Here is a 16,019-nt window from a genome sequence, read left to right as displayed (position 1 = left end):
AGGACCTAATGTAAACTGTTTACCCTGTCTTCCGAAGGTGCCACCCAGCCCCGCTTCCCGCTTCCCGGGCTGGCAAGGAGGTTTTCCATGGCTGTTATTGACGATTGCAAGGTCCCGGTCGAGAAACTCAAGTGGCGCTGCGATCTCTCCGTTTTCAGCTTCAAGACCACGGAGGAGATTGGCAACCTCGAGACGAGCATAGGGCAGGCGCGGGCCCTGACCTCCATCGGCTTTGGTCTGGGAATGGAGCAGAACGGGTTCAATCTCTACCTGGCCGGCGAGGCGGGGATCGGCAAGACCGCCACGATCGGCCATATCCTGAAAAAACGCGCCAAGACGGAGCCACCCCCCTGCGACTGGTGCTACGTATACAATTTTGCCTTCCCCGACAGCCCGATGGCGCTCCCGCTGCCGGCAGGGAAGGGGGCCGAGCTTGCCGAGGACATGAAGGATCTCCTGGCCGGCGTGCGGGTGAACATCCCGAAGGTGCTGGAGAGCAAGGAGTACGAAAGCAACAAGGTCGCCCTGATCGAACAGTTCCAGGAGCGAACCGGGGAGCTTTTCGCCGATCTGGAAAAGCAGGCCGGGGAGCAGGGGTTCGCGCTGCAGCGGACCGTCTCCGGCCTGGTGATCGTCCCCCAGAAGGAGGGGCGGAACTTCACCCAGGAAGAATACGAGGAGCTGGACAAGGACGAGCGGGACCGGATGGATGGCATCGGCAAGGAGCTCACCACCCAGCTGAACGACGTCCTGCGCCAGGTCCGCGACAACGAAAAATCGATGCGCGACGCCCTGGCGCAGCTCGACCGTGAGCTCGGACTCTCCGCGATCGGGCACCATCTCAACCCGCTCAAGGAGAAGTACCAGAGCTCCCCGAAGATCTCCTGCTACCTGGAAAGCGTCCAGGAGGACCTGCTAGAGAACCTCGAGGACTTCAAGCCGCAGCCCCCGCCGCCCCAGATCCCCGGAATCAAGATCCCCCACCAGGAGCCGTCCTTCGAGCGTTACGAGGTCAACGTCCTGGTCCAAAACAGCGACGACAACGGCGCTCCGGTCATCTTCGAGACCAACCCCACCTACAACAACCTCTTTGGCCGCATGGAAAGCGTGATGCAGATGGGGGGCGTCGCCACGACCAGTTTCATGCTGATCAAGCCGGGGGCGCTGCACCGGGCCAACGGCGGCTATCTCGTGGTGGATGCCCGGGAGGTGCTGCTGAACCCCTTCGCCTGGGAATCGCTGAAACGCTGCATCCGCAATGCCGAGATCAAGATCGAGGACGTCCTGGAGCAGTACCGCTTCATGACCTTCGTCACCCTGAAGCCGGAGCCGATCCCGTTACAAGCGAAGATCATCATGATCGGCTCGCTCTGGATCTACTACCTCTTGTATTACCTGGAGCCGGAGTACCGGAAGTTCTTCAAGGTGAAAGCAGATTTCGACAGCCGGGTGCCGCGCACCCCGGAAGTTCTTAACGATTACGCCCTCTTTGTCGCCACCCACTGCCGCAACGAAAACCTCCTCCCCTTCGATGCCGGCGCCGTCGCCGAACTGCTGGAGTTTTCCAGCCGCGTCGTGGAGGACCAGGAACGGCTCTCGTCGCAGTTGATGGACCTCTCCGACCTGATCCGCGAAGCGAGTTACTGGGCCGCCGATGCCAAGGTGCCGCTGGTGACCCGGGACCTGGTGAAGAAGGCGATCAGCGAGAAGGTTTACCGCAGCAACATGATGGAGCAAAGGATCCAGGAATTCTTCGACGACGGCACCATCCTCTGCGATACCACTGGTGCGGTGGTGGGGCAGATCAACGGCCTTTCCGTCATCACCCTGGGCGACCACACCTTCGGGCGCCCTTCCCGGGTCACGACCCGGGTCTACCTCGGCCGCGCCGGGATGGTCAACATCGAGCGGGAGGTGAAGCTCTCCGGTCCGATCCACGACAAGGGGGTGCTCATCCTGTCGGGCTTCCTCGGCGGGCGCTTCGCCCAGGACAAGCCGCTCTCCTTCTCCGCCTCGATCTGCTTCGAACAGTCCTACCAAGGGGTGGAGGGGGACAGTGCCTCCTCTACCGAACTCTACTCGCTCCTTTCGTCGCTCTCCGGCGTCCCCGTCAAGCAGGGGATCGCGGTGACCGGGAGCGTGAACCAGCACGGCGACGTCCAGCCGATCGGCGGGGTGAACTACAAGATCGAAGGGTTCTTTGCGGTCTGCAAGGCGAAGGGGCTGACCGGGGAGCAGGGGGTGATCATCCCGAAGCTCAACGAGCGCAACCTGATGCTGAGCGACGAGGTGGTCCAGGCGGTGGCGGAGGGGAAATTCCACATCTGGAGCGTCAAGCATGTCGATGAGGGGATCGAGCTTCTCACCGGGATGCCGGCCGGTGTTGCCGGCCCCGACGGCGCCTTCCCTCCCGGCTGCATCAACTTTTTGATTAACGAACGGCTGAAAACCATGGTAGAGAACCTGAAACGCTTCGTCACGTCGGCGGATAAGGATAAGCAGCGGATCGAGGATAATCCGACGGCGGAAAAGAGCTGAGTGCTCATTCACGTTAAACATTACTCCCCCACTTCCTTGCGTGAGGGGGGATGCCGAGAAGGGAGGATCTTTGTCGCGGCGCTGTTTTCTCATCGTTAATCCCACCTCCGGCGGGTACCGCACGGAGAAAATACAGAGGGTCCTGGAAAAGCTGCAGACGGGGGGATATGCTCCGGAACTGCTCCCGACGGGGAGCGCGGAGGATGCCCCCCTTTTTGCGCGCCGCATCTGCGCGGAGGAGTCCACGCCGCTGATCCTGGTGGCCGGGGGGGACGGGACCATCAACGGTGTCCTCAACGGGCTGGAACCGGGTCGCGCCACGCTGGCGGTACTGCCGCTGGGGACTTCCAACGTCTTGTCCCGGGAATTGAAGATACATTCCCTGGATGATGCGGTGGCGCGGGTGCTCAAGGGGGAGAGCCGAGCGGTTTCGGTTGGGGAGCTGGAATCATGCCGGGAAACCCGGCGCTTTCTGTTGATGGCGGGAATCGGCGTCGACGGCGCCGTGGTCGAGGGGGTGCGGCTGAGCGAAAAGCGGCGCTGGGGCAAAGGCGCCTACGTTCTGTCGGCGCTTCGGCACCTGGTGGACTGGGATGCCCAGGACCTCACGGTAAAAGCGGCAGGAAAAAACGTTGCCTGCCACGGCGTCATCGTCTGCAACGCTGCCAAGTACGGCGGAAACTTCCTGCTGGCTCCCAAGGCCGATATCTTTTCTCCCGGGTTCCAGGTTCTTTGCATTACCGGCGGGAGGATTACCTATCTCAAACTTGCCGCCTTGCTTGCCTCAGGCAGGGTGGCGGAGAGCCCGGACGTGAAGGTGATCGAGGCGACCGAGCTTGAGGTGGCCGGGGAGAAGGCGGTGCAGCTTGACGGGGACCCCTGCGGGCGGCTGCCGGTCAAGGTAAGGTCGCTGGCGGACTTCTGCCGGGTGATTGTCTGAGGGATTGCACCAACGGAAACGTTGGCGGAGAACCGTAGGGGCGCAGCATGCTGCGCCCTTTTCTTTTCTACCGCTCTATGTCAAAGGTGGACGCGGATGCCGCTCTTCATATCCATTGAAGCGATTTTATCTTCACTATGGGATTCACTGTGGGATTCACTGTGGGATTCACTGTGGGATTCACTGTGGGATTCACTGTGGGATTCACTGTGGGAGCGCCATTCCTGGCACGATCCGCCGCAGGCGGTAACAACCGTTGCGTTATTCGCGCCTGGAAAGGCGCTCCCACAGGGTAGGCAGCTACATTGCTCATTGAACAGACTCGATCGCGACAAGAATGTCGCTCCTACAGAAAGACGCCCGAGAATGGACGGACGCCCGAGAATGGCGCTGAGGCCGTTCAGAGGCCTCAAGGAGCCCCTTGCCTTTCTTTGCAGTCAGCCTGCCCAGAGAGAGAAAATACGGCGGTTTTTCCATATTGACAAACTGCGCGACCTGGAGGATTAATACGAGCGTCACGCGGGTCTAATTGCCGCTCCCTCTCCGGGCGGCCGCGGAGGAACTCAGGATGGGAAAACCGAGGGTGCTTTTGGCAAACGAGGCGCGGGTGGTCCAGGAACTGGAAACGTTCCTGAAGCTCACCCCGGTGAATATCCTCTCGGCAAGCCACGGAGTGCAGGCGCTGGATCTGATCCGGAAGGACCGTCCCGATGTCGTGTTCATGGACCTGAGCCTCCCCCTGCTGGACGGTCCCGCCTGCTGCACCCTCCTCAAATCCGATCCCGATCTCAGCTCCATCCCCGTGATCATGCTCCTGGAATCGGACAAGCGCCGGGACCGGGAACGCGCGCTCCGCGCCGGTTGCGACGACGTCCTTATCCGGCCGGTGGACCGTGAGCTCTTCCTGGAGAAGGTCCGGCAGTTCACCGTCAACGTAGATCGGCAGGACATCCGCCTGTGCTGCGACTTCCCGCTGCTCCTGCTCACCGACAAGAGCCCCCTTGCGGCGCGGGCGCTCGACATCGGGGAGGGGGGGATCTTCATTGCCTCCGACGAGCCGGCGCGGGTGGACATGCCGCTCAAGTTCGTCTTCTACCTCCCTACGGCGACCCCGATCCTTTTCGAGGCCGGGGGCCGGGTGGTCTGGCTGAATATCGGGGAGGACCGGGCGAAACCGGCCTTCCCCCAGGGGTTCGGGGTGGAATTCCGGGGGCTGGACGACCGCGAGTTCGCCGCACTCAAGCTTTTCCTGGACGTGGCGATGGGGTGCTTTCCGAGGGCACGGTAGGTTCAATGATCCATGACACAATGATCAATGAACCATAAAAATGGGCGCAGCATGCTGCGCCCTTACCTGCTACGAACGACCCAACCCGCCTGTTGAAATCAGCGCCGCTGGCCCCGCCCCCCGCCCCCCGCACTATCCTGCCACCATCCGGAACCAGCACTTCGTCAGCAGCGTCGCAATCCGCCTTCCCAGTGCATTGTCGGTGAGCCGGTCGAAGATGCCGTCATGCAAGGTGAGGCAGATCCCTTTCTTTTCCTGCCCCAAAACGACGTCCGTCAGAAACGCGAGCTGCCAGGCCTGCGAACGGACGTAGCTCCCCGTCTCCTGCCAAAAGCGGCTCCGTTCCCCCGTCGGCAGACGCTCGATCCGCTCTCGCAGCGCCGGCAAAAACGCGCTCAGGTCGAGCCTTTCGGTCGATCCATGCCGGCGGTAGGTCCTTTCCAAGTCTCCCAGCAGATCCAACCTTCCAATCCAGTAGAGGTTCATCAGCACTGCGTTCAAGGTCTGCCGGGGACGGAGTCCTTCCACCAGGAAACGGCGCGGTGAGGTCAGGATTTCGGAGGGGAAGAGGAGCCAGGCGCCCTGTTCCCGCACCCGCTCGGCGAAGACATTGTCTTCCATGAAGGTCTCGGGAAAGGGGCCCAGTCGCTCGAAGGCGTGCCGGCTCAACAAGAATCCCTGGTCGCCATGGGTGCAGCCGGGGCGGTCCAGGCGCGCTTTGTATTGGTAGAAACGGTAGGGAAGGGGGGGCGTGCGGTCGAAAGCGAAGATGAGTGAAAAACGACCGGCAACCGGGGTGTCGCAGTGCCGCGTTTCGGCAGCGGCGAGGCGGTCGAGGGCGCTGCGCAGGGCACGGGGATCGGTGAAACGGGAGTCGGCGTGAAGGAAAAGGACGTGAGGGCTGCGGGAAGCCGCGGCGCCGCGGTTCATCTGGGCGCCGCGCCCCCTCGTGCCGGTTACCACCGTCAGCGGGAGAGCGGCTGGGGCCGCCAAGGTGCGGGCCAGTTCGACGGTGCCGTCGGAAGAGCCGCCGTCGGAGAGGATGACTTCGATCCGAACCTCGATCTGGCGGCGCAGAGACTCGAAGAGCGGGGCAATCTGCTCCCGCTCGTCGAGCACCGGAACTACTACCGACAGATCAAAGCTCGGCTCAGATGACAAGGGTGTCCGCTTTTTCGACCAGGTTCGGCAGGTCGGGCTTGGTGAGGATGTCGGCGGCGCCGAGGTTCTTCCACTTCGCCTTGTTGTCCTGGCTGGCGAGCGAGGAGAAGATGACCACCGGGAGCGGATCCAGAACGGTCTCCTTGCGGATCTTCGCGGTCAGGTGCAGACCGTCCATGCGCGGCATTTCGATGTCGGTGATCACCAGGTTCAGGTTGCTCGCGATGTTGCCGCCGCATGCCCCCATCTTCGCGCTGATCAGCTGCCACGCCTCTTCGCCGTTTTCCGCCTCTTCGACCTTGTAGCCCGCCTCGCGCAGCGTGTTGCAGATGGTGGCGCGGATGAAGCGGGAGTCGTCGGCCACGATGATGGTCTTGGTCTCGCGGTTGAGCGATTCCTGGGGGAGCAACTGCTCCGCCGTGGGCATGTTGAGGGCCATCTGGGAGGAGAGCTCGGCGATGATCTTCTCGAAGTCGAGGATCAGGATGATCCGGTCCTCCATCTTGACCACGCCGGTGATGTTGGCGTCGTGGATCGCCTTCACCGGCGGCTCCACGTTCTCCCACGAAATGCGGTAGATGCGGGATACCGAGTGGACCAGGATGCCGACCACGACCCGGTTGAATTCCAGGACCAGTACGCGGTCCGCGGTGATCCCTTCGGTGTTCTTATTGAGAGCGCGGGAGAGGTCGATGAGCGAGATGACCTGGTCGCGCAGCTTGATCATGCCGCTGATGCAGGGGTTAGCGTTGACCACCTTGCGCAGCTCCGGCAGGCGGATGATCTCGCGTACCTTCGCCACGTTGACGCCGAAATAGCAAGGGATGACGTTCCCCTTGTCGTCAACCTCGTCGATCCGGAACTCGACGATCTCGAGCTCGTTGGTATCGCTTTCCAGCAGTATCTTGGCATTCGGTTCCATGTTTCCTCCGCCTGTGGGGTAGTTCTCAAAACGATAGATACTGTATCGGCATTACTCCCCAAAGCATGAGCAAATTTATTACGTCGTTTCGTTTACGCTTCCGGCCGCACGTCGACCCGGTTGTCGTAGAAGGTGCTCCCCCCTCCGGCATCGGTCAAACGTTGGGAAGTCAGGGCGTTAACGGACCGTTTGCCGGGGGCGTAGGCGAGCCACCAGACCCCTTCGGCCACGACGACACCGGTGGGGACCTTGTCGGTCACCTGCAACAGGAAGGTCACTTCTCCCAGGTCGTTCCATGCGACCACCCGATCGCCGTCGGCAACCCCCTTGGCGGCGGCATCGGCGGGATTCATCATGAGCTGCATCCCACCCTGCTTTTCACGCAGGTCTTCCCGGTCGTAGAAAGAGGCATTCAGCGCGTACGGGGTCGGCGCCGTCATCAGGCGGAAAGGGAGCTTCCCCTGTTCCTCGTGGGTCGGAAGGTAGCAGGGGAGGGGATATTTCTCCGCTGCGTTGAGGATCTCGATCTTGCCCGAAGCGGTCGCGTAGCCGCCGCGGGGCACGGTCAGTTCCACCGCCTCGCCGCGCGCCAGGGCGGCGGTATCGATCCCTTCGCGAAGCGGCGATGGGATGGCGAGGAGGTGGTCGATCACCTGGTCTGCGGTGAGCGAGAACAGGGTCTCCTGGAATCCGAGCGCAGCAGCCAGGGCGGTGAAGACCTCCCAGTTGGAACGGCTTTGCCCGACCGGCGGGATCGCCGCCTGAGCCCGTTGGATGCAGTAGGTTCCGTAGGCGCGGTAGATGTCGCTGTGCTCCAGGGAACTGGTGGAGGGGAGGACGATGTCGGCGTAGCGGGCGGTGTCGGTGAGGTACTTCTCGTGCACCACGCAGAAGAGGTCCTCCCGGGATAGTCCCTTGAGGACCGCGTTTTGGTCCGGAGTCACCGCGGCCGGATTGGAGTGGTAGACGTAGAGCGACATGATGCGCGGGCCGGAAAGCTCGTTCAGGGCGTGCCCGAGCTGGCACATGTTGACGACCCGGGACGGGCGCTCCATCAGGTCCTCGCGCAAAAGCTCCTCCATGGCGAAGGCGCCGCCGGTCGAGGTGTCCGGGAAGCAGCCGCCACCTTCCTTGCCATAGGCTCCGACCAGGGCGGGAAGGGTGGCGATGCAGCGGACCGTCATCGCGCCGTTGCCGTAGCGGGAAAGTCCGCTGCCGACCCTGATGAAGGGAGCCCGGGCGCGGCCGTAGGCGGCGGCCATCTCCTCGATCGTCGCCACGTCGAGCCCGGTCAGCCGGGCGGTCTCCTCCGGGGTGTGCCGGGGGAGGATCTCCTCGGCGAATTCCGGGTAGCCGAGCACCTGGGTATCGAGGAAATCGCGGTCGAGCCGGCCGTCGCGGGCGAGGATGTGCATCAAGCCGAGGGCCAGCGCGCCGTCGCTGCCGGGGCGGACCAGGAAGGTGCGGTCGCCGGCCGAGGTGGTGGGGGTGCGGTAGGTGTCGATCACCCAGACCTCTCCCCCCTGCTGCTTCACCTGCTGCACGTTATGCATGAAGTGGATGCTGGTGGCGGCGGCGTTGATCCCCCAGAGGATCAAAAGATCGCTCTTGCCCGCATCGTCCGGGTGCGGCGTCGGAGTTTTTCCCATGACCGCCTGCCAGCCGGCCCCCTTGGCCGGGGAGCAGATGGTGCGGTCGAGGCGGGAGGCACCCAGCCGGTGGAAGAAGGGGTGCCCCGCGTTGCGCTGGATCACCCCCATGGTCCCGGCGTAGGAATAGGGGAGGATGGCCTCGGCGCCGTGCTCGGCGATGATGGCGCGCCAGCGCTCGGCAATGGTCCGGATCGCCTCTTCCCAGGAGATCGGCTCAAAGTCGCCGGATCCCTTGGGGCCGCTGCGCCGCAGCGGGGTGGTGAGCCGCAGCGGCGAGTGGACTCCCCGCTCGTAGTGGAGCATCTTCGGGCAGAGCGTACCGCGGGAGAACGGATGCAGCGGGTCACCCTGGACGGCCACCGCGCGCTCCCCTTCAACCGTCACCAGGATGCCGCAGGTATCGGGGCAATCGAACGGACAGACCGATCTTTTCACAACAGCGCTCATCGAAAAAGCCTCCTCGGCGCCGGCAGCTTGGACCTCCACGCCATCGGCGGGAAACGCTGCAGGGGCACGAAAACGTTTCGGTTTTGGGAAGGCATAAGGGTAACCTCAACGGCGTCGGCATGCCAGAAAAATCTTCGCGGCGGAGCGGGGAGGGCCGGCGATGTTTTAGGAGCGATATTGCTGTCGCGATCGGGGGTCGGTAGATATAGATGAGCAGGAAGCTGTTTACCCTGTGGGAGCGCCGTTGCTGGCGCGAATAACCGCAACCGTGGTTACCGCCTTCGGCGGATCGCGCCTGGAAAGGCGCTCCCACAGGGTAGGCACTCCCGCAGGATAAGTGCTCCCACAGCATAAGTGGCTACCCAGCATAAGTGGCTACCCAGCATAAGTGGCTACCAGCATAAGTGGCTACCAGCATAGGTGGCTACCAGCATAGGTGGCTACCAGCATAGGTGGCTACCAGCATAGGTGGCTACCCAGCATTGGTGGCTACCAGCATAGGTGGCTACCAGCATAGGTGGCTACCCAGCATAGGTGGCTACCCAGCATAGGTGACCACACAGCATAGGTGACCACCTCGTGGGTGGCATTACATCGCGTGGTGGCATCAGGGGAGAGCGGTGAATCTAAGGAATTGTCTTGTTTGGGAAGGCTTGATCGAAAGGGAAGATCGGGGGAGGAAGTAACCCGGCGCATGGTTTAGTGTCAACCATGCGCCGGAAATGCCGTTACTTCTTGTGGCACTTGGCGCAGTTGCCGGCCGGCTTGAAGGCTCTCTTGCCGTTGTGGCACTCGCCGCAGTATTTACCCTGGTTGATGTCTGCCATCTTCATTACGGTAGATCCTTTTTTCATTTTGAAGATCTTCGGATGGCACTCGCTGCATTTCAGTGCTTTATGATTCTCCCCCTTGAAGACAACCTGCCCCATGGGAGTCTTCCAGTCAACGCTCTTGCCAGAAGGGACTGCCATTGCCTGAGAGGCCGCAAAAACAAGGATAGACACAGCTACTACCTTAACTACATTCTTCATAACGCTCCTTTCACACCGAGTTTGGTTAAACCAGCCCTATTTGATAGCACATTAGATTTTCTTGTCAAGAATGATGTTGCTGTTGTCGATAACTGATGTATGAAGTAAAGAAGAGCAGGGGCCGCTGTCTTGCAATTTGGCGGGTTTTACCGTTAAATGAAGCAATGCTGTGATCCTCCATTCATAAAAAAACGGGCTTGAACATGCGTGATGAGTTTGCGGAATATCGGGAATACATACGCGAGGGACTTCGCATCGAGGTCGGGATTCCCCTCGCCGGCGGAGGTGTGTTCCGTGACTGGGCGATCGTCCAGGCCGCAAACCAGGACGAGATCGTCGCCCAGATTTCGCGCGACATGCTGCCGCTCACGGTCAAGGTTTCCGTGGGGACCATACTCGACGTCAGCGTCTGGAGGAACAAGGACGTTTACAGCTGCTCGAGCATGGTCCTGGAGCGCGTCTCGGCGCGCCGGTTCAAGATCCGGCTTTTCGGCTCGTTCACCCTCCGGGAGCGGCGCCAGTTCTTCCGCATCGACCTCGATCTCCGGGTCACCTACTCGAAGATCATCGAGGCGAACAAGGACGACATCCACGCGGACTGGGAAAAAAGGCTGGAACTGGAGCGGATGAAGTTCCAGGGCTACGACAATTTCGTCATCGCCGCCCATTCCGCCCGTTTAACGCCCGTCATCAACGTGGAGTGGCAGGACGTGCCCTGGACCGCGGTGAACCTGGGGGGCGGAGGTGCATTGCTGCGTCTTCAGGAGCGCCTCCCGGCCGACAGCATGGTGAACCTCGAAATCGTGCTCCCCTTGGAGCCGCCGCGCCAGGTCCACACCGTGGCGACGGTGATCCACGTCATGGAGCCGAAGTCACCGAAGGACGGGGTCGAGTTTCACCGCACCGGGTTCCAGTTCGTCCACATGGATGAGCGGGACCGGGATTTCATCTTCCAACACATCTCGGCGAAGCAGATCGAATACCTGGCGCAACGCGCCAGCACCAACGTCCGGGGGGAGTATTCCATCGAGCTTTCGCCGAAGCGGCTTACCGTGCGCCAGATCGTGCTGCGGTCCTTATGGACGCTGTTTTTGTTGGCGGCCTGCTTCTTCCTGATCCGTTACCTGACCACCTACCAAAAGACCCAGCCCGCCAACGAGATCCAGAAGACCTACGAGAAGGCGATCCGGGAGTATCGCAAGGAAGCGCCTTAGGGGTGGAGCGCCAGGGACTGGGGAAGCTCCACAAGAAAGGAAATCCCAGAAGAACAAAAAAAGCCCCGGCGTTTGTCGGGGCTCTTTTTATGTCAACGGTCGACTGCTTCTTCCTTACTTGGTGGTTCCTTCGGAAGCAGCCGGAGCCGGTTTCGCCGCGTGGTGCTTTTTGCTGTGTTTTTTGTGTTTGCGGTGCGCCGCCGGTTTTTTCTGTTCTTTGGCCGGTGCGGTTTTCGCGGCGTCAGCCGGTGCGGCCGTCGTGGTGGCTGCAGCGCCCCCGGTCTGAGCAGGTTCTGCGGCGAGTACTGCCGAGGCTACGGAAGCGGATACCAAAGTTGCCAGTAACATCGTGATGCTTCTTCTCATGGTGTTTCTCCTTTGTGTTGTACTGCCTGATCTGGTAGTAGCATCGGCCGTGCCAAAGTCGAAAAAAGCCGCCGGTGTGGGAAAGTGCTTTAAAAATAACCAGTTACGGCCGGTTTGTTTGCCTCAAAAAGGGTAGGCATGCCGCAGATGAGGTAGGCTCCGGCGGACCGACCGAATCTCCTCGGACTCGCTCACCGAGGTTGCTTCCCATAATAAAGTCGTCTATGATGGCCACCGGTTTGAGTCGGTGACGGAAAGGGGGGAACATGCTGAAAAGAGTGTCGTTACTGGTGTTTGTTCTTTTAGTATCCGCGACGGTGGCTCACGCGGCGGAAGGACGCTGGACCAGCTTTGCCGAAGATGCCGACATCCGTTACTACCTCGATCAGAAATCGTTGCTCCCCCTCCCGGACAACGTGTTCATCTTCTGGATGCGCACGGTCCCCAAAGACCGGGAGTACATCCGGAGGGAGTACAACATGAATACCCTCTCCTACATCCTGACCAACTACGAACTCGACTGCTCCGATGCAACCTACCGGGTGCGCGAGACGGCCATGTTCGACAAAAACCGCAAGGAACTCAGTAAGAGCGTCGCCTCCGACGATATCCCGTACGAGCCGATCCAGCCGGAATCGATCGTCGAAATGGTGCAGGAGACGCTTTGTCCCAAGGGTTCCACCGGCCCGAAAATCGCCGAGGCTCCCCAGGCTCCGGCCGCGGAAGCCCAACCGGCCGTTCCGGGAACACCGGCCCCGGTCGTCCCGCCCGCCGAGCCGGCATTGCAGTAACTACCAAAACCACGTGCTGTAAGGAAAAAGATGCCTACCAACATGATCAGCGCCGAAGGGCGCAGACGACTTCAGGAACGCTACGATTTTTTATGGGAGACCGAGCGCCCGCGGATGGTGAAGAACATGGCGGATGCCGCCGCCGAGGGGGACCGCTCCGAGAATGCCGAGTACATCTACTCCAAGAAACGGCTGAGGGAAATCGACCGGGAACTCAAGCATTTGGGCGACCGGCTCAAGGTCGTGAAGGTGGTTTATCCCCCCCTGCATCCGACCGCGGCAAGTTTCGGCTGCTGGGTTACCTACGAGGACGAGGACGGCAACGAGAAGTCGTACCAGCTGGTGGGCCCGGACGAGTTCGATGTGAACCAGGGTAAGATCAGTGTGGATTCGCCGGTGGGGAAGGCCCTTCTGGGGAAGAAGGTGGACGACGAGGTGACCATCAAGCGCCCGGCCGGGGATCTCACCGTGACCATCCTGGCGATAGGATCCAGCAAACCGGCGTAAGACAGCTCAGGGCCCAGAAACATGAACAGGGATGACCGTGGTATTGGAAGCAGCTTCCTCTATCACGATCAGCCCTGTTTTTTTGTCCATTTAAGCACAGGCTCCGGTGGGAAGGAAAGAAATATCTAACGGAAGCGCCCGCATGGGTGGCCACCTGTGGGAGCGCCATTCCTGGCGCGATCCGCCGTAGGCGGTAATCAAAAAGAGGGGGACTGGCACCTACGGAGCCAGTCCCCTTTGAGGTTACCTGGTCCAGGTCGTGGAGCGGCCGAACAGGGGGATGCCGACGTATCCCTTCAAAAAGAGCCGGTTCTTGGACTCCATCCTGATTCTCCCCTTGTAGGTCTTCCCGGACCGCGGGTCGTAGATCTGGCCGCCGCCCCAGGTGTCGTCCCCGCGAAAGTCGAACCCATCCATGATCCTGAGTCCCAGGAGCTTTCGATCCTTCAGAGCCGGATCCGGATTGTGCCAGTCCGTTCTTGGTTGACCGGCCGCTCCGTGCGTATCTCCCGGTGCGAAGACCGCTTCCTTCAGCCACACGATCTTGCCGCAATAATGGTCGGCACAGTGGAATATCTCGATTTTGGAGCGCTGCTCCTCATCGGTCCAGATCCCCAGGATGTCGTCGGCGGTGAAGGCAAGTGCCCGGGAAGCGATCAAAAGAAGCAGAGCTGTTACTACTAAGGAGGCTCTTTTCATAGCCATCTCCTCCAACTTGATCTTCACGCTTTGTTCTTACGGGTGCAGCGTGCTGCGCCCGTAAATTATAAGCCCAATCCAACCTTCTAAGGTCCATCCAATCTGCACGGGGGGCGGCTGCGTACCCTGTGGGAGCGCCATTCCTGGCGCGAATGAGAGCTAATCGCGGCAGGAATGCCTCCTACGGCATTACCGGACCTCCCAACGTCATACGGCCTGCACCCTGAGCCCTTCTCCCGGGGCGCTGCGGTAGATGAAGGTGATGTCGGCCGGCTCCTCGACCCACGGAATCTGTCGGTAATCCCGGGCGAAACGGCGGCGGTAGTAACGCACCCGCTCGCCATTTCGGGCCTGGGGCAATCCCTCCGGCAGGGTCTTGTCCCGCTTTGACCCTGCGGTCTCGGCCGCAAAGAAGGAGGGGAGACTGCCGCCGGGATAGCCGACCAGGCAGTAATCATAGGTCAGCGCCTCGCGCAGTCGCTCCAACTCGTCGCCGGCAGCACGGCTCTTGACGTACTCCCAAACCTCCTCGAACAGGGTGGTAAGCGGCAGGTTCGCGGTGATCCCCCGGGCCTCGAAATGTGCCGCCGCCGAGGCGAAAAAGGCGGATAACGGTGCGCCCGATCCCAGTTCCTTGACGGTGGCGCTGAAGCGTCCGCTGTTGTAGATGCCCTCCACGAGCCGGCTGATTGCCTCGATGTGACGGACTTCGGCGTAGGTCAGCCAGGGGGTGTGCAGGATCTTGTACGGCGCGGTTTCCGAGTAGGCATATCCCTCCTCCCGGGCGATGACCCGCATCCGGGTACCCTTCATGACCTTGAGCGGTTCCACCTGGATGTGGTCCGGTTCCAGATCCAGCAGCCCCTGGAGCGAGGCCAGAAAGCCGTTCAGGTCCTCCCCGGGAAGCCCTGCCACCAGGTCGAGGTGGACCGTGACCGCGGTCTCGGCCCGCAGCCGCCGCACGTTTTCGAAGAGCCGGTGCAGGTGCGAGCGCCGCTCCACCTGGGCCAGCGTCTCCTCACCCGCCGACTGCACGCCGATCTCGAACCGGAAAAGGTCCGGGGGGACGGTTCGGAGCAGCTCCAGGTTGGCGTCGGTCAGGAGGTCCGCGGCGATCTCGAAGTGGAAGCGGCTGGTCCGGTTGTGCTGCAGGATGAAGCGCCAGATCTCGTTGGCCCGCTGCGCGTCGTAGTTGAAGGTACGGTCCACCAGTTTCACGGTGCGGACTTCCCGCTCCATCAAAAGCGACAGGTCGGCCCAGATCCGGTCCGGCGAGAAGGAGCGGACCCCTTTTTCCAGGGAAGACATGCAAAAGGCGCAGGAAAAGGGACAACCGCGGGAGGTTTCCACGTAGACCAGCGGCTTGGCCAGGTCGGCCAGTCCGAGGGCGAACGGCGAGGGTATGTCGTCCAGGTTCGCGATCGGCGCCCGGTCCGGGTTGGCGATGACGTCGTCCCCCTCGCGGTGGGTGATCCCGGCAATGTGGTCGAGCGGCATCCCGTGGCAAAGCGCATAGAGCAGCTCCCGGCAGGAGGCGTCGCCTTCGCCCCGCACGATGCAGGATATAGCGGGGTTGCGCTGCATCAGGTCGAAGGCGCCGTAGGAGACTTCGGGCCCCCCCAGCACGATCTCCGTTTCGGGGCGCAGCTGCTTCAGGTCCGAGGCGAGCTTGAGGGTCTGCTCGGTGTTCCACAGGTAACACGAAAAGAGGACCACCTCGGCGCCGGCGGCGTAAAGCTTCGCCAGGATCTCGTCCTTCTGCTCGTTGACGGTCATCTCCAGGATCTCGCATTCGAGACCGGGGATGTCACGGCAGGCGGAGGCAAGGTAGGGGAGGGCAAGGGAAGCATGGACGTACTTCGCATGCAGGGTGGAGAGAAGAACTTTCATGGGCGGGATTGTAACGGAATCCGTGCGGCATCGCACGTTGATTTTGGCGGTCTCTTAATTTCCAGCGGAGCGATCCCCATTTACGACATGTCATCTACATTTCCACCGGTTGCTTCCCGATGGCATCCTGCCCCTCCCTATTACCATCTGGCCTCTCATGATTTCCAATGTGGCACCGCTTGCTTTCCATTGGGCATCTCTGGTTTTTGCATTGGGCACCTCTGGTTTTTGCATTGGGCATCTCTGGTATCGACAATTACCACCCCTGGTATCGACAATTAACCACCCCTGGCATCGACAATGACCACCCCTGGCATCGACAATGACCACCCCTGGCATCGACAATGACCACCCCTGGCATCGACAATGACCATCCTGGCATCGACAATGACCACCCCTGGTACCGACAATTACCACCCTTGGTGTCGACAATTGCCACCCCTGGTATCGACAATTACCACCTCTGGTATTTCATTTAAATACACCTTTGTTTTCGGGGCGTGTAAAGGATTTTGTGTAAATGCCCCATCGGCTACATAACGGGCATTCTTCCCTCGTAAATGATTGAGAACT

13 protein-coding genes are annotated in these 16,019 nt (G+C 61.1%); 6 read left to right on the top strand and 7 right to left on the bottom strand.

Annotated elements, in window-relative coordinates; all coding sequences use genetic code 11:
* Positions 1 to 87: 87 nt before the first annotated feature.
* The 3 genes from JFN93_RS17520 (at position 88) to JFN93_RS17510 (ending at position 4,766) form a co-directional block, all read left to right on the top strand.
* The gene (locus JFN93_RS17520) at positions 88 to 2,538 is read left to right on the top strand and encodes a Lon protease family protein (RefSeq protein ID WP_199385429.1); all 2,451 of its coding nucleotides are present in this window, start codon (positions 88 to 90) and stop codon (positions 2,536 to 2,538) included.
* 70 nt (positions 2,539 to 2,608) lie between these two features.
* Entirely contained in the window at positions 2,609 to 3,478 is an 870-nt protein-coding gene (locus tag JFN93_RS17515) for a diacylglycerol/lipid kinase family protein (protein ID WP_199385428.1), read from the top strand.
* Positions 3,479 to 4,046: 568 nt separating this feature from the next.
* The gene (locus JFN93_RS17510) at positions 4,047 to 4,766 is read left to right on the top strand and encodes a response regulator (protein ID WP_199385427.1); all 720 of its coding nucleotides are present in this window, start codon (positions 4,047 to 4,049) and stop codon (positions 4,764 to 4,766) included.
* A gap of 132 nt (positions 4,767 to 4,898) precedes the next feature.
* Here the strand turns inward: JFN93_RS17510 and JFN93_RS17505 are convergent, their stop codons facing one another.
* The 4 genes from JFN93_RS17505 to JFN93_RS17490 all read right to left on the bottom strand — a co-directional run bounded on the left by JFN93_RS17505 (position 4,899) and on the right by JFN93_RS17490 (position 9,919).
* Positions 4,899 to 5,927: a glycosyltransferase gene (locus JFN93_RS17505; RefSeq protein WP_199385426.1), complete on the bottom strand. Its 1,029-nt coding sequence runs from the start codon at positions 5,925 to 5,927 to the stop codon at positions 4,899 to 4,901.
* Positions 5,917 to 6,849 carry a chemotaxis protein CheV gene (locus JFN93_RS17500; RefSeq protein WP_199385425.1) on the bottom strand — a complete coding sequence of 311 codons (933 nt, stop codon included), beginning with the start codon at positions 6,847 to 6,849 and terminating at the stop codon, positions 5,917 to 5,919. The genes JFN93_RS17505 and JFN93_RS17500 overlap by 11 nt, the downstream gene beginning before the upstream one ends.
* Positions 6,850 to 6,941: 92 nt before the next feature.
* The gene (locus JFN93_RS17495; protein WP_199385424.1) at positions 6,942 to 8,948 is read right to left on the bottom strand and encodes a molybdopterin-containing oxidoreductase family protein; all 2,007 of its coding nucleotides are present in this window, start codon (positions 8,946 to 8,948) and stop codon (positions 6,942 to 6,944) included.
* Positions 8,949 to 9,676: 728 nt separating this feature from the next.
* Positions 9,677 to 9,919, bottom strand: coding sequence for a cytochrome c3 family protein (locus tag JFN93_RS17490; RefSeq protein ID WP_268898838.1), 243 nt, complete (start codon positions 9,917 to 9,919; stop codon positions 9,677 to 9,679).
* Between the two features lie 263 nt (positions 9,920 to 10,182).
* On the opposite strand from JFN93_RS17490, the gene JFN93_RS17485 reads away from it, so the two are divergent.
* Positions 10,183 to 11,193, top strand: coding sequence for a PilZ-like domain-containing protein (locus JFN93_RS17485; protein ID WP_199385422.1), 1,011 nt, complete (start codon positions 10,183 to 10,185; stop codon positions 11,191 to 11,193).
* 114 nt (positions 11,194 to 11,307) lie between these two features.
* On the opposite strand, the gene JFN93_RS17480 is transcribed toward JFN93_RS17485, so the two are convergent.
* A complete protein-coding gene (locus JFN93_RS17480; protein ID WP_199385421.1) occupies positions 11,308 to 11,559 on the bottom strand; it encodes a hypothetical protein in 252 nt (83 codons plus the stop codon).
* 266 nt (positions 11,560 to 11,825) lie between these two features.
* Between JFN93_RS17480 and JFN93_RS17475 the strand changes: the two genes are divergently transcribed.
* Together JFN93_RS17475 and JFN93_RS17470 are read left to right on the top strand one after the other, a co-directional pair.
* Positions 11,826 to 12,350: a surface-adhesin E family protein gene (locus JFN93_RS17475; protein WP_199385420.1), complete on the top strand. Its 525-nt coding sequence runs from the start codon at positions 11,826 to 11,828 to the stop codon at positions 12,348 to 12,350.
* A gap of 30 nt (positions 12,351 to 12,380) precedes the next feature.
* The gene (locus JFN93_RS17470) at positions 12,381 to 12,857 is read left to right on the top strand and encodes a GreA/GreB family elongation factor (protein ID WP_199385419.1); all 477 of its coding nucleotides are present in this window, start codon (positions 12,381 to 12,383) and stop codon (positions 12,855 to 12,857) included.
* A gap of 243 nt (positions 12,858 to 13,100) precedes the next feature.
* Here JFN93_RS17470 and JFN93_RS17465 read toward each other — a convergent pair whose 3' ends face one another.
* Both JFN93_RS17465 and JFN93_RS17460 read right to left on the bottom strand, forming a co-directional pair.
* Positions 13,101 to 13,556, bottom strand: coding sequence for a DUF2147 domain-containing protein (locus JFN93_RS17465; protein ID WP_199385418.1), 456 nt, complete (start codon positions 13,554 to 13,556; stop codon positions 13,101 to 13,103).
* 207 nt (positions 13,557 to 13,763) lie between these two features.
* Positions 13,764 to 15,446 carry a B12-binding domain-containing radical SAM protein gene (locus tag JFN93_RS17460; RefSeq protein WP_199385417.1) on the bottom strand — a complete coding sequence of 561 codons (1,683 nt, stop codon included), beginning with the start codon at positions 15,444 to 15,446 and terminating at the stop codon, positions 13,764 to 13,766.
* Between the last annotated feature and the right edge of the window lie 573 nt (positions 15,447 to 16,019).

The sequence above is a fragment of the Geomesophilobacter sediminis genome, assembly GCF_016458275.1.
Taxonomy (GTDB): domain Bacteria; phylum Desulfobacterota; class Desulfuromonadia; order Geobacterales; family Geobacteraceae; genus Geomesophilobacter; species Geomesophilobacter sediminis.
The sequence above is the reverse complement of the archived record's forward strand: the minus strand, read 5'-3'. Positions and strand labels throughout refer to the sequence as shown.